Source organism: Nonomuraea sp. NPDC050540 (assembly GCF_044457485.1).
Classification (GTDB): Bacteria; Actinomycetota; Actinomycetes; order Streptosporangiales; family Streptosporangiaceae; genus Nonomuraea.
Genome location: NZ_JBITHA010000001.1, coordinates 564,586 through 577,576 on the forward strand (window position 1 = coordinate 564,586; position 12,991 = coordinate 577,576).

A 12,991-nucleotide genomic window follows, 5' to 3' on the forward strand; every position below is an offset into this window, starting at 1 on the left:
GGTGGCGGGTGCCAGACTCCTCCGGCATGAGCGTAGATGTGCGGCTGCGCGCCGTGGAGCAGGCCGACCTCGAGGTGTTCTTCGAGCAGGAGCACGACGAGGAGGCCAGCGCGCGGGCCAACTTCCCCTCCCGCCCGCGCGAGCGGTTCATGAACCACTGGCGGGCCAACATCCTCGGCGACCCCGGCGTCCTGGTCAGGACCGTCACCGTGGACGGCGTGACGGCGGGCAACATCGTGTCCTGGACGGATGAGACCCGCCGCTTCGTCGGCTACTGGCTGGGCCGCGAACACTGGGGCAAGGGCGTCGGCACCCGGGCGCTGACCCTCTACCTCCACGAGGAGAAGACCCGCCCGCTGCACGCCGACCCGCACAAGGGCAACACCGGTTCGGTGCGGCTGCTGGAGAAGCTCGGCTTCCGGCACGCGGGCACCGTCGTCCACGACGGCGAGGAACACTTCATGCTCATCCTGGGCTGATCATCTCGGTTTCCGTGGTGTTGTGCGTTCCCCGTTCCATCTGCTCCCGCGCCGGACACGGTCTGCCGTAGGCACGATGGTGTCCTTCAACCGGCCGACCACACAACTGGGCAACGGGGCGGGCCCAGGAGGGCGGCCCGACCGGAGGAAGGACCGTCAGGGGTGGGCGGGGAGGGGGGCGCGGGTGCGCTGGGCGTAGCGGACGGCGGGGCCGAGGGCCAGGCCGGCGGTCAGGAACAGGCCGCCCAGGACGAGCCAGCCCGCCGTCCCCCAGCCGATCAGCAGCGTGGTCATGAGCACCGGTCCCAGCATGCGGGCGATCTGCGGGCCCATGCCGAAGAAGCCCTGGTACTGGCCCTGCTTGTCGGCCGGGGCCAGGCCGAAGCCGAGTTCCCAGGCGGCGGCGCCCTGCATCATCTCGCCGAACACCTGGACGAGGGCGGCGGCCACCAGCACCGCCACCGCCGCCCACGGGCCGATGTGGGCGCCGGACACCGCGTACACGAGGCAGGCGGCCAGGAAGACCCAGCCGGACCGGCCGCCCACCCTGGCGGCGCCGGGCAGGTCGGTGACCCGGCGGGCCACCCGTACCTGGAAGATCACGACCGAGAGCATGTTGACCACGAGCAGCGCGGCGGCGACGGGTTTGGGGGCGTCGGTGCGTTCGACGATCCAGAGCGGCAGGCCGAGGCTGAGCAGCGGCATGTTCAGGTACATGATCGCGTTGAGGAAGGTGATCAGCGCGTACGGGCGGTCGCGCAGCACGGCCAGGCGCGGCGCGCGGGTCCCGGCCGGGGCGGCGGGGACGGGCGGCACCTCGGGCAGGCGGAGCAGCATGAGCGCGGCCAGCAGGAAGGCGACGGCGTCCAGGGCGAAGACGGCCAGGTAGGCGGGCGCGGTGTCGAAGGAGAGTGCCAGCCCGCCGATGCCGGCGCCCACCGCGAGCCCGGCGTTCAGCGTCGACTGCAGGTGGGCGCGGACGGCGGTGCGCTCCTCCGGGGGCACCAGCCCGGCCAGCAGCGCCTGCCTGGCGGAGGTCAGTCCGCCCTGGCAGCAGGCGTACAGGCAGGCCACGAGGATGAACAGCGGGTAGGCGCGGACGACCAGGAAGGCGCTGAGGGCCAGCGCGGTCGCCACCGCGAGCACGACGGCGGTACGCCGCGGCCCCCACCGGTCGGCCACGTGTCCCAGCGGTACCCCGGCCAGCATGCCGCACGCCCACGCCACGGTCAGCGCCACGCCGACCTGCGCGGCCGACAGCCCGACGACCCGGGTGAAGAACAGCGCGGAGGAGGCGTAGAAGGCGCCGTCGCCGAGGGAGTTGGTGAGCTGTGCCAGCGCGAGGGTGCGGGCAGGCCCGGGAGGCGGGACGATCCGTGACATGCAGGTACATTAATCGCCAGACTTAGCCCGATATAAGCGCCACTTTCCCTCCTTCTCGTTGGGCCAAATCCGGCCGTGGAAGGTGATCACCGTGTTGCTCCGCCCCCGGGAGTCGTGCCGCGGCTCCCTCTCTTTGCCTAAGTAGAGCCGTTTATTGATCAATCTCCGGGTACGTCCGGAAACATGGCCACACCGCAGTCGCAGCAGGAGAACCTGGGGCACGTCGTCTTCATCACGGCCGCGGCCGCCATCGGCGGCTTCCTGTTCGGCTACGACAGCTCCGTCATCAACGGCGCCGTCACCGGCATCCAGAAACACTTCCAGGTCGGCTCGGTCGAGACCGGCTTCGTGGTGGCGATCGCGCTGCTCGGCTCCGCCATCGGCGCGTGGGTCGGCGGCGGGCTGGCCGACCGGTGGGGCAGGACCCGCACCATGCAGGTCGCCGCGGTGCTGTTCGCGATCAGCTCGATCGGCCAGATGCTGCCGTTCGCGATCTGGGACCTGGCGTTCTGGCGGGTGCTGGCCGGCGTGGCGATCGGCATGGCCTCGGTGCTCGGGCCGACGTACATCGCGGAGGTGGCGCCGCCCGCCTACCGGGGGCGGCTCGGGTCGTTCCAGCAGTTGGCGATCGTGCTCGGCATCGCGGTGTCGCAGCTGGTCAACTACCTGCTGGCGCGCGTGGCCGGCGGCGACGTGAACAACCCGCTGTGGGGCCTGCAGGCGTGGCAGTGGATGCTGGGCGCGTGTGTGGTGCCGGCGCTGCTGTACCTGTTGTTCGCCTCCACCATCCCCGAGTCGCCGCGCTACCTGATCGCGGCCGGGCGTTCGACGGTGGCGCGGAAGGTGCTGGCCGAGGTCGAGGGCCCGGACATCGACCTGGACGCCCGCGTGGCCGAGATCCAGCACTCGCTGAAGACCGAGGCCCGCCCGACGATGAAGGACCTGCGCGGCCGGGCGCTCGGCCTGCTGCCGATCGTCTGGATCGGCATCATCCTGTCGGTGTTCCAGCAGTTCGTCGGCATCAACGTGATCTTCTACTACTCGTCGGTGCTCTGGCAGTCGGTCGGCATCGACCAGAGCAACTCGCTGCTCATCAGCTTCTCCAGCTCGGTCATCAACATCATCGGCACGTTCATCGCCATCTCGCTGGTCGACCGGATCGGCCGCCGGCCGCTGCTGCTGATCGGCTCGGCGGGCATGGCGATCTCGCTGGGCACGGCGGCGTGGGCGTTCAGCGCGGCCCAGACGGTCAACGGCGTGGTCACGCTGCCGAACCCGCAGGGCACGATCGCGCTGGTCGCCGCCAACGTGTTCGTGCTGTTCTTCGCCCTGTCCTGGGGCGTGGTGGTCTGGGTGCTGCTGGGGGAGATGTTCCCGAACCGGATCCGCGCCGCCGCCCTCGGCGTCGCCGCCGCGGCCCAGTGGATCGCGAACTGGCTGATCACGGTCTCGTTCCCGGCGCTGTCGGAGTGGAACCTGCCGTTCACCTACACGATGTACGCCGCCTTCGCCGTCCTGTCCTTCCTCTTCGTCACCAAGTGGGTCAAGGAGACCAAGGGCCGCAAGCTCGAAGACATGGGCTAATCTCGCCGCTGTGATCGACGACGTGCTCGGCCCCCATCTCGACGTGCTCTTCTGCGGCATCAACCCCGGGCTCATGTCGGAGGCCACCGGGCATCACTTCGCCCGGCCGGGCAACCGGTTCTGGCCCGCGCTGCACCTGTCGGGGTTCACGCCGCGCCTGCTGGCGCCGGCCGAGCAGCACCTGCTGCCGTCCTATGGGCTGGGGATCACCAACATCGTGCCCCGGGCGAGCGCCAAGGCCGCCGAGCTGTCGCGGGCCGAGCTCGCGCAGGGGGGTGTACGGCTGGCGGCGCTGCTGAGCGAGCACCGGCCCAGAACGCTGGCCGTGCTCGGGGTGTCGGCTTTTCGCACGGCCTTCGCCGTACCCAAGGCGACGATCGGGGCGCAGGAGCGGAAGATCGCGGACACGCCCGTGTGGGTGCTGCCCAACCCGAGCGGGCTGAACGCGCACTGGACCCTCGACGCGATCGCGGCCGAGCTGCGCAGGTTGAGACAGTCGCTGGCGCCGGGCGGTGAGCCCGGCGCGTCAGCGTAGGGACCGGCGGATGGCCGCGCGGCGGATGGAGCTGAAGATCATCGCGCCGATCGCGAAGAGCAGCACGAACTTCAGTGCCCCGAAGCCGCCCACGATCATCGCGACGATCCCGAACACCACCAGGAACGGCACGATCGGCCCCGGTCCGTGATGGTGGCGGGTGCGGCCCTGGTGCCGCATCTTGTGGCGCATGTCATGCCACTGCCGGTGCGCGTCGTGCATCTGGTGACGCGCCTCGCGCATCTGGTGACGATGGGCACGCATCATTTCCTGGTAGGCGTGCCGGTCGTCCCAGGCGCCCTCCTTGACCGGAGGGGGTGGCGCGTAGCCGTGCTCCGAGGAGGGGAGGTCGGCGGTGATCGCGGTCAGGTCGCGTGCGGTGCGGGCGGCCAGCGTGCGGTCGAGTCGCTCGTCGAGCTCCTCATGGTTCAGGCGGCCCTGCGCGAAGTGCTCGCGCAGGGAGGCCATCGTCCGCTCACGCTCGGCATCGCCGATCCGGAGGTCGTGCGCGTCCACTCAGGTCACTCCTCGCCAGGGTCGCCGTCTGCCAGGATCTGGTAGAGCTTGCGGCGCGTCTCCGTGAGCACCTTGCGGGCCTCGCGGATCTGCGCCTCACTGCCAGTCTGCAATACCTGCATCATGGCGAAGGCGGATTGGCGGGCAATATCCCACAAATCTGCGGTGTTGTCGTCAATGTCGGGGCGCATCTCGTCCCACGGGGCGCGTACCTCGTCGGCGTGCTCCTCGATGTAGGCGGTTCCCGCCTCGGTGAGGCGGAAGGTCTTGCGGCCCTCGCTCTCGTCGGCGACGACCAGGCCCTCGTCCGTGAGCTGCTGGAGCGCCGGGTAGACGGCGCCGGGGCTGGGCTTCCAGCCGCCCTCGCTGCGCTCGGCGATCTCCTGGATGATCTGGTAGCCGTTGCGGGGCTCCTCGGCCAGAAGGGCGAGGATGGCGGAACGGACGTCGCCGCGCTTGGCCTTGCGGGGCCGGCCGCCCCAGCCTCCCCAGCCGCCGCGGCCCCCGCTGAAGGGACCGCCCTGGCCCCAGGGGCCGCCGGGACCGAAGCCGAACGGGCCGGGACCGCCGCGCCTGCCGCGGCCTCGGTGCTCGTGCGGACCGCCGCCGCCCCGATGGCGGTGGTGGTGCTCGGCGCTCTGCTCGAAGGCTTCGGAGAGGTTCCTGATCGCCTCACGGGCGGCGCGCTTGAACTCGTGCGCGTGGGGCCAAGGGCCACCTGACGCTTGTGCGGAAGACATGTCTTGCTCCTATCGTCGAATGCTGTCGATGCTTCAAAGATATATCGACAACCGGTCGATGACAAGCCTACGTCGTCCGCTGCCGTTCCGCGTGCGCGCGCACCTTCGCCCGGTTTCCGCACACCCGCATCGAGCACCATCTCCGGGTACGGCTGCGCGTCCCGTCCCAGAAGACCCAGGCGCAGGCGTGGTTCGGGCACCTCTTCAGCCGCTGCCATTCGCCGGTCGCGGCGGTGTTCGCCCAGGCGGCGGCGATGGCCGCCAGCGGTCCCTCCGCCCGCAGCGGCGCCTCGGCGCTGAGGCTCACCGTCACGGGCAGGTAGTCGAGGACCTCCTCGGCCTTGGCGATGGCCCGCTCGTCCGGCTCCTCGCCGTTGTTGGCGAGCAGCCGTTCCCTGAGCCCCGCCCGCAGCAGCCTGGCCTGCTGGAAGGCGCGCTCGTCCACGCGGCCGGGCAGGCCGTGGGCGGTCAGCCAGCTCCGCAGTCCGCCGGGCTCGGACAGCAGATCGGTGCCCTCTTCGACGTCGATCGTGTTCGCGAACGCCTCGATGAGAAGGGTCGCGGGAGACGGTTCCATCATGCCTTCCATCTAAACACTTAGGTGGTTTAGATCTAACCTTCTAATGCGATAGGTGGTTGATATGAGAAACGAAGGCGCCCTGGTCGGGTTCACCGCGGTCACGAACCTGGCCGACGGCATCGGCCGGGTCGCCCTGCCGATGGCCGCGGTGGGGCTGACCTCCTCACCGGCACTGATCACCGGCGTGGGCGTGACGCTGACACTGCCGTGGCTGCTGGTCTCGCTGCACGCGGGCGTCCTCGCCGACCGCGGCGACCGGCGGCGGCTGGCCGTCGTGGCCAACCTGGTCCGGCTCGGCGCCGTCGCGGTCCTGCTCGCCGCGGCGATGGCCGATTGGCTGTCCATCCCCCTCCTGTACGCGACCGGTCTCACGCTGGGCGTCGCCGAGGTGGTCGCCAGCGCGGCGATCGGCGCCCTGGTGCCCGCGGCCGTACCGGCCAAGAGGCTGACCCGCGCCAACGCCTGGATCGCCGGGGCCGAGACGCTGATGAACGAGTTCGCCGGTCCCGCGGTCGGCGGCCTGCTGGTCGGGATCGGCCTGTCGGTGGCACTCGGTTCGGCGGGAATCGGCTTCGCGCTGGGCGCCGTCCTGCTCGCGCTGCTCGTCGGCCGCTTCCGGGCCGCGGCGGCACCCGTGTCCGGCCCGACGTCGGTCCGCGGCGAGATCCGCGAAGGGCTCGCCTTCCTGTGGAACCACCGGCTCCTGCGCACGCTCAACCTGGCCGTCACCGTGCTCGGCGCGAGCTGGGCGGCCTGGCTGGCGCTGCTGCCGATCTACGCGATCCAGGAGCTCCGGCTCGACGCGGCCGGATACGGCCTGCTCATCAGCGCCATCGGCCTCGGCGGCCTGGCCGGGGCGCTGACGGTCGCGCTGATCAACCGGCTGCTGGGCGTGCGCTGGGCGTTGTTCGCCGACCTGGTCGGGACGTTCCTCATGGTGCTCGTCCCGGCCGTGCTGCCCGTGGCGTGGGCGGTCGGCGCCACGGCCTTCGTCGGCGGCATGGGCGGCACGCTGTGGACGGTCAACTCCCGGACGATCGCGCAGCGCATCGTGCCGGACCGGCTGCTCGGCCGCTACACCTCCGCCGGGCGCATGCTGGGCTACGGGGCGATGCCGGTCGCCTCTCTCGTGGCCGGGCTCGTCGCCCAGTTCGCCGGGGTCAGGGTGGCCTTCGCGTTGTTCGCCGCGCTCGCTCTGGTGATCGTGGTGCCCTTCTTCCGGGCGGTCACCCCGGCCGCGCTGGCCGAGAGTGAGACAGATCACGAAAAAGTTGCGGAATCCGGGAACAGCACGGGAAAGACGGCCGTTATCTAGAGCAGACGAGGTCGTTCCGCGTCGGCAGGGCTGGGGGGTGCTGTCGCCGCTGGAAACGACCTCGTCTGCGTTTTCCGTAAGTTTCTGTGGGTTTTCAGTAGATGTCGACGGTCATGAACTTCCACGGGTCGGGCCGGCGGCTCTCACCCGGGGTCCAGGTTCCCGCCCTTTGCAAGGTCACCGGCGTGTTGTCGGCCGAGCCCGCCGCGCCGATCAGCCATGACGGGTCCTTGCGGGAGGCATAGCCGCCGCCGGACAGGTTCCAGCGCATCGAGGCCGAGTACTGGCCGATCGCCGCGGAGCAGTTCGCCACCTGCACCGGCTGCCCCTGGGCCATCGTGCCGCCCTCGACGTCGGCGCACAGGCCGGGGTCGGCCAGGTTGTGCAGCTGCCCGGAGACCGTGTTGAACCCCCAGAACTGGTCGGCCCTGCCGTCGCAGGAGTAGAGCAGCAGGTTCGCGCCGCCGGCCGGCTTGGTCCCCGGCACGTCCAGGCACTTGCCCGACAGCTTCAGCTGCTGGTAGACGACCGCGGTCTTGGCCTCCCAGGTGAACACCTGGCGCTGGTCGCCGCCGTCGCACGGAGCCAGGACCATGCCGTCGCCGAGGGCGCGGGCCGTACCCGGGAAGGTGGCGCACAGCGACGGCGCCCCCGCGGCGTGCAGGCGCGCGCCGTCGAAGGTCCAGCGCTGTGCCGGGCTCGCGTTGCAGTTCCACACCTGTACGGCGGTGCCGGCCACCAGGTTGCCGCCGTTGATGTCGGCGCACCGGTCCTGCGACAGCTGGGAGTGGACGGCCTGGGTGGACGGGTCGTACCAGAACGCCTGGTTCCTGGTGGCCTCGCACGGCCAGGTGAGCAGCTTGCGGCCGTTACGCGAGGAATTGCCCTCCACGTCCACACAGGTGCCGGTCGCCGCGTGCCTGAGCTGCTTGAACTCCGGCAGCCCCGCGTACAGCCGCGGGCTCAGCGAGCCGGCCGGGTTCATGCACGTGGCCGCGTTGGTGCCGGCGTTGTAGAACTGGGTCAGGCAGGCGCCGAACGCCGCGTGCCCGGAGGTGTTCGGGTGGAACGACTGCCGGACCGCGTTGGGGTTGAAGAAGTCGCCGTTGACCGCGTGCAGGCCGGTCACCCAGGTGGTGTCCTGGCAGGGTTCGGTGCCGTGGAAGAGGCGGCTGGCGTCCAGGTAGCGCGCGCCGGCCTGCTGGGCGGCGGCGCGGATGCCCTGCTCGAAGATCGGGACCGCCTTGTTGCGGGCGAAGGCCAGGTCGGACAGGTAACCGAGGCAGCCGCCGTTGTACCAGCCGGGGAAGTTCGGGTTGTCCTCGACGTCGGGGCTGGCCGGGCCCGGGTAGGACATGGCGACGAGCTGGTAGTCGCCGGGGGCGTACCCCGCCTCGGCCATGATCTGCTTGACGTCGGTCAGCGCCTTGGCCACGCGCGGGACGATGAAGTCGACGCGCTGCTGCCAGGTCGGGTCCTGGTTGGGCCAGCAGTTGCCCTGGAAGAGGACCCGGCGCGTGACGCAGTCGGTCATCGTGGGGCCGAACTCGGGCCCGCCGCCGTCGTTGGCGCCGGCGACCACGGTGATCATCTTGATCCGGGTGTTGCGGGCCTTGATCGACAGGTTCTCGCCCTGGTTGAGCTCCTCGTACTGGTGGGTGCCGCCGATGGTGATGTCGTTGGTCGCGCCGCCGGAGCAGGACAGGTTGTAGGTGACGTCGGCGGGGATCCGCGTGACGTGCACGGCCGCCTTGGTCGAGCGGTGGCACCAGTTGTCGGGGCCGTCGGTGCCGGGCTCGTAGAGGGAGCGGTCGACGGCGCCCTCGCCGGAGATCTCGCTGTCGCCGAGCGCGGCGAGGGAGGTCTTGCGCTGGGGCAGCGGGCGGATGGCGTCGTCGCCGTAGAGCTTGACCGCCTCGGCCTTGCGGATGGTCTCCAGGTGAGGCGGGAGGGGGTTGGCGGTGCTTGCCTGGGCTTGGGCCGGTGTGACGAGCACGGTCAGTGCCGCCAGCAGGGCCAGGGGTAAGCGCATTGGGGGGTACCTCCGGTAATCATGAGTGATACTCACAAGTAACCTCAAGATTCCGGAAATGTGAACAGGGCTCATGTGAATGGGTCCGCGATCGCGGGAAGCCCGGGTGGGTGGCGGGCGGCGGTCGTGCCAGTGGCCTTGGGGATACCTCCGCCAGGGCGGGATTTTGCATTACAGTAACTCTTTGTGATCTTCGCATGATGGGGCATTCGCACGCGATGACCGGAGCGATCGCGTGGCTGGGACTGGCGCCGGCGTTCGCGGCGCTGCCGTTGCTGAACGAGTCGAGCCGGTTCATCGAGACCGGGATCATGGCCAGCGCGCTGACGCCCTCCGAGCTCATCGCCGGGGCGCTGGTGTGCGCGGGGGCGGCGATGCTGCCCGACCTCGACCACCCGAGCGCGACCATCGCCCAGACGTTCGGGCCGGTGACGTGGGCGTTGTCGAAGGTGGTCGCGTGGATCAGCGGCGGGCACCGGGGGATGACGCACTCGCTGGCGTTCGCGGTGGCGGTGGGGTTCGGGGCGCACTGGCTGGCGAACACGTACCCGATCGGGCGCGACATCATGGTCGTCCTGCTGATCGGCCTGGCCCTGCGTGCCATCGGCATCGGCATCCCCGGCAACAAGACCGGCTCCGCCATGGTGAACATCGGCCTGACCGCGGGGCTGTTCGTCGTGTTCATGTCGCTCGGGGTGGGTTACGCGTGGCTGGGGCTGGCGGTGGGGATCGGGTGCTTCATCCATGTCGTGGGTGACTGCATGACCGAGAGAGGGTGCCCGGTGCTGTGGCCACTGGCGGCGCGGTGGGTGCTGCCGTGGAAGATCGGGATCAAGACGGGCAAGAAGTTCGAGCAGAAGATCCTGGCCCCGGTGCTGTCGGTGGCGATCGTCGGGCTGTTGTTCTGGCGGCTCGCGCCCCTGTGAGGGCGGTTTAACTTGATGTCGAGATACTTTAGGGATATCTTGATGTCGAGATATCCGCTGCAACCTGCGGGTTAGGGTTACCTAACGTCTTGTCCGGTCCCCGGGTGCGGCAGGATTTGACTGAGTATTTGGTCCACCGAGGAGGCGATTCACCGTGTCCGCGAACAGCTTCGGCAGCCGTGACACGCTACGCGTCGGCGACGCGTCGTATGAGATTTTCCGGCTGGACGCCGTCGAGGGCTCGGCGCGCCTGCCGTACAGCCTGAAGATCCTGCTGGAGAACCTCCTCCGCACCGAGGACGGCGCCAACATCACCGCCGACCACATCCGCGCCCTGGGCGGATGGGACCCGAAGGCGGCGCCGAGCGTCGAGATCCAGTTCACGCCGGCCCGCGTGATCATGCAGGACTTCACCGGCGTGCCCTGCGTCGTCGACCTGGCCACGATGCGCGAGGCCGTACGCGAGCTCGGCGGGGACGCGACGAAGATCAACCCGCTGGCCCCGGCCGAGATGGTCATCGACCACTCCGTCATCGTCGACTTCTTCGGCCACCCCGACGCCTTCCAGCGCAACGTCGAGCGCGAGTACGAGCGCAACCGCGAGCGCTACCAGTTCCTGCGCTGGGGCCAGACGGCCTTCGACGAGTTCAAGGTCGTCCCGCCCGGCACCGGCATCGTGCACCAGGTCAACATCGAGCACCTGGCCCGCGTGGTGATGACGCGCGACGGCAAGGCCTACCCCGACACCTGCGTGGGCACCGACTCCCACACCACGATGGAGAACGGCATCGGCGTCCTCGGCTGGGGCGTCGGCGGCATCGAGGCCGAGGCCGCGATGCTCGGCCAGCCGATCTCCATGCTGATCCCGCGCGTCGTGGGCTTCAAGCTCAGCGGCAAGCTCCCCGCCGGCGCCACCGCGACCGACCTGGTGCTGACGATCACCGAGATCCTGCGCAAGCACGGCGTGGTCGGCAAGTTCGTCGAGTTCTACGGCGAAGGCGTCTCCTCCGTGCCGCTGGCCGACCGGGCCACGATCGGCAACATGAGCCCCGAGTTCGGCTCCACCTGCGCCATCTTCCCGATCGACGGCCAGACCACCAACTACCTGCGCCTCACCGGCCGCTCCGAGGAGCAGATCGCGCTCGTCGAGGCCTACGCCAAGGCCCAGGGCCTCTGGCTCGACCCGGACGGCGCCGAGCCCGAGTTCTCCGAGTACATCGAGCTCGACCTGGCCACGGTCGTCCCGTCGATCGCCGGGCCGAAGCGCCCGCAGGACCGCATCGCCCTGTCGGCCGCCAAGGACACCTGGCGCCACGACGTCGCCAACTTCGTCGCCGACGACGAGGCGGGCAAGGAGAGCTTCCCGGCCTCCGACCCGCCCGCGCAGAGCGCGAACGGCCGGCCGCACAAGCCGTGCCCGGTGACGCTGGCCGACGGCACCACGTTCGAGATCGACCACGGCATCGTCACCATCGCCGCGATCACCAGCTGCACCAACACCTCCAACCCTTACGTGATGCTGGGCGCCGCGCTGCTGGCCCGCAACGCGGTCGACAAGGGCCTGAACCGCAAGCCGTGGGTCAAGACCTCGCTGGCTCCCGGCTCGCAGGTCGTCACCGGGTACTTCGAGCGGTCGGGGCTGCAGCCGTACCTCGACAAGATCGGTTTCAACCTGGTCGGCTACGGCTGCACCACCTGCATCGGCAACTCGGGCCCGCTGATCCCCGAGATCTCCCAGGCGGTCCAGGACAACGACCTGGCCGTCACCGCGGTGCTGTCCGGCAACCGCAACTTCGAGGGCCGCATCAACCCCGACGTGAAGATGAACTACCTGGCCTCGCCGCCGCTGGTGGTCGCCTACGCGCTCGCGGGCACGATGGACATCGACCTCGACACCGAGCCGCTCGGCGTCGGCAACGACGGTGAGCCGGTCTTCCTCAAGGACATCTGGCCCTCGCCCGAGGAGATCTCGGACGTCGTCAACTCCTCGATCGGCCGCGAGATGTTCGAGCGCGACTACGCCGACGTCTTCAAGGGCGACGACACGTGGCGCTCGCTGCCGATCCCCACCGGCAACACCTTCGAGTGGGACCCGGACTCCACCTACGTCCGCAAGGCCCCCTACTTCGAGGGCATGCCGGTCAAGCCGGAGCCGGTCACCGACATCTCCGGCGCGCGCGTGCTGGTCAAGGTGGGCGACTCGGTCACCACCGACCACATCTCGCCCGCCGGCGCGATCAAGGTCGGCACCCCGGCCGCGCAGTATCTCGACGAGCACGGCGTCGCGGTCAAGGACTTCAACTCCTACGGCTCGCGCCGCGGCAACCACGAGGTCATGATCCGCGGCACGTTCGCCAACATCCGCCTGCGCAACCAGATCGCCCCCGGCACCGAGGGCGGCTACACCCGCGACTTCACCCAGGCCGGCGCGCCGGTGTCGTTCATCTACGACGCCTCCGTCAACTACGCCGCCAACGGCACGCCGCTGGTCGTCCTCGCGGGCAAGGAGTACGGCTCCGGCTCCTCGCGTGACTGGGCCGCCAAGGGCACCGCGCTGCTCGGCGTCCGCGCCGTCATCGCCGAGTCCTACGAGCGCATCCACCGCTCGAACCTGATCGGCATGGGCGTCCTGCCGCTGCAGTACCCGGAGGGCGCCTCGGCCGCGTCCCTGGGGCTCACCGGCGAGGAGACCTTCGAGATCACCGGCGTCGTGGCGCTCAACGACGGCGGCATCCCGCGGACCGTGCACGTGAAGGCCGGCGACGTCGAGTTCGACGCGGTCGTCCGCATCGACACCCCCGGCGAGGCCGACTACTACCGTCACGGCGGCATCATGCAGTACGTGCTCCGCTCGCTGCTGGCCAAGTAGCCGGCACGAGGGGCCCCGCCGCCGTCCGCTCG

The 12,991-nt window shown here is 70.0% G+C and carries 11 protein-coding genes; 6 read left to right on the top strand and 5 right to left on the bottom strand.

The window, feature by feature from the left end:
• Nucleotides 1–26 precede the first annotated feature (26 nt).
• Nucleotides 27–479: a GNAT family N-acetyltransferase gene (locus tag ACIBI5_RS02570; RefSeq protein ID WP_397242402.1), complete on the top strand. Its 453-nt coding sequence runs from the start codon at nucleotides 27–29 to the stop codon at nucleotides 477–479.
• A gap of 156 nt (nucleotides 480–635) precedes the next feature.
• On the opposite strand, the gene ACIBI5_RS02575 is transcribed toward ACIBI5_RS02570, so the two are convergent.
• Nucleotides 636–1,862 (bottom strand): MFS transporter, encoded by a 1,227-nt coding sequence (locus tag ACIBI5_RS02575; RefSeq protein ID WP_397242404.1) that lies wholly within the window; start codon nucleotides 1,860–1,862, stop codon nucleotides 636–638.
• Nucleotides 1,863–2,045: 183 nt separating this feature from the next.
• Here ACIBI5_RS02575 and ACIBI5_RS02580 point away from each other — a divergent pair, with 183 nt between their 5' ends.
• On the top strand, nucleotides 2,046–3,446 hold the full coding sequence (locus ACIBI5_RS02580; protein WP_397242406.1) for a sugar porter family MFS transporter: 1,401 nt from the start codon (nucleotides 2,046–2,048) through the stop codon (nucleotides 3,444–3,446).
• Between the two features lie 10 nt (nucleotides 3,447–3,456).
• Complete coding sequence (gene mug / locus ACIBI5_RS02585) at nucleotides 3,457–3,981, top strand: G/U mismatch-specific DNA glycosylase (RefSeq protein WP_397242408.1); 525 nt, start codon at nucleotides 3,457–3,459, stop codon at nucleotides 3,979–3,981.
• On the opposite strand, the gene ACIBI5_RS02590 is transcribed toward mug, so the two are convergent.
• From ACIBI5_RS02590 to ACIBI5_RS02600, 3 genes are all read right to left on the bottom strand, one after another.
• Nucleotides 3,973–4,497: a DUF1707 domain-containing protein gene (locus ACIBI5_RS02590; protein WP_397242410.1), complete on the bottom strand. Its 525-nt coding sequence runs from the start codon at nucleotides 4,495–4,497 to the stop codon at nucleotides 3,973–3,975. The two genes, mug and ACIBI5_RS02590, sit on opposite strands and share 9 nt — an antisense overlap.
• Nucleotides 4,498–4,502: 5 nt before the next feature.
• Nucleotides 4,503–5,237, bottom strand: a complete 735-nt coding sequence (locus ACIBI5_RS02595) for a PadR family transcriptional regulator (protein WP_397242412.1) — start codon at nucleotides 5,235–5,237, stop codon at nucleotides 4,503–4,505.
• Nucleotides 5,238–5,304: 67 nt separating this feature from the next.
• Nucleotides 5,305–5,817, bottom strand: coding sequence for a CGNR zinc finger domain-containing protein (locus ACIBI5_RS02600; RefSeq protein WP_397242414.1), 513 nt, complete (start codon nucleotides 5,815–5,817; stop codon nucleotides 5,305–5,307).
• Between the two features lie 61 nt (nucleotides 5,818–5,878).
• Between ACIBI5_RS02600 and ACIBI5_RS02605 the strand changes: the two genes are divergently transcribed.
• The gene (locus tag ACIBI5_RS02605) at nucleotides 5,879–7,132 is read left to right on the top strand and encodes an MFS transporter (RefSeq protein WP_397242416.1); all 1,254 of its coding nucleotides are present in this window, start codon (nucleotides 5,879–5,881) and stop codon (nucleotides 7,130–7,132) included.
• A gap of 94 nt (nucleotides 7,133–7,226) precedes the next feature.
• On the opposite strand, the gene ACIBI5_RS02610 is transcribed toward ACIBI5_RS02605, so the two are convergent.
• The gene (locus ACIBI5_RS02610; RefSeq protein WP_397242418.1) at nucleotides 7,227–9,164 is read right to left on the bottom strand and encodes a ricin-type beta-trefoil lectin domain protein; all 1,938 of its coding nucleotides are present in this window, start codon (nucleotides 9,162–9,164) and stop codon (nucleotides 7,227–7,229) included.
• A 197-nt stretch (nucleotides 9,165–9,361) separates the two neighbouring features.
• Here ACIBI5_RS02610 and ACIBI5_RS02615 point away from each other — a divergent pair, with 197 nt between their 5' ends.
• Entirely contained in the window at nucleotides 9,362–10,090 is a 729-nt protein-coding gene (locus ACIBI5_RS02615) for a metal-dependent hydrolase (RefSeq protein WP_397242420.1), read from the top strand.
• Nucleotides 10,091–10,244: 154 nt separating this feature from the next.
• Complete coding sequence (gene acnA / locus ACIBI5_RS02620) at nucleotides 10,245–12,959, top strand: aconitate hydratase AcnA (RefSeq protein ID WP_397242422.1); 2,715 nt, start codon at nucleotides 10,245–10,247, stop codon at nucleotides 12,957–12,959.
• Nucleotides 12,960–12,991: the final 32 nt, after the last annotated feature.

Excerpts from the sequence above, each read along its gene's own strand:
- ACIBI5_RS02595 (WP_397242412.1), bottom strand. The coding sequence starts at position 5,237 with ATGTCTTCCGCACAAGCGTCAGGTGGCCCTTGGCCCCACGCGCACGAG.
- ACIBI5_RS02610 (WP_397242418.1), bottom strand. The coding sequence starts at position 9,164 with ATGCGCTTACCCCTGGCCCTGCTGGCGGCACTGACCGTGCTCGTCACA.
- ACIBI5_RS02615 (WP_397242420.1), top strand. The coding sequence starts at position 9,362 with ATGATGGGGCATTCGCACGCGATGACCGGAGCGATCGCGTGGCTGGGA.
- ACIBI5_RS02600 (WP_397242414.1), bottom strand. The coding sequence starts at position 5,817 with ATGATGGAACCGTCTCCCGCGACCCTTCTCATCGAGGCGTTCGCGAAC.
- ACIBI5_RS02570 (WP_397242402.1), top strand. The coding sequence starts at position 27 with ATGAGCGTAGATGTGCGGCTGCGCGCCGTGGAGCAGGCCGACCTCGAG.
- ACIBI5_RS02575 (WP_397242404.1), bottom strand. The coding sequence starts at position 1,862 with ATGTCACGGATCGTCCCGCCTCCCGGGCCTGCCCGCACCCTCGCGCTG.
- ACIBI5_RS02605 (WP_397242416.1), top strand. The coding sequence starts at position 5,879 with ATGAGAAACGAAGGCGCCCTGGTCGGGTTCACCGCGGTCACGAACCTG.
- ACIBI5_RS02580 (WP_397242406.1), top strand. The coding sequence starts at position 2,046 with ATGGCCACACCGCAGTCGCAGCAGGAGAACCTGGGGCACGTCGTCTTC.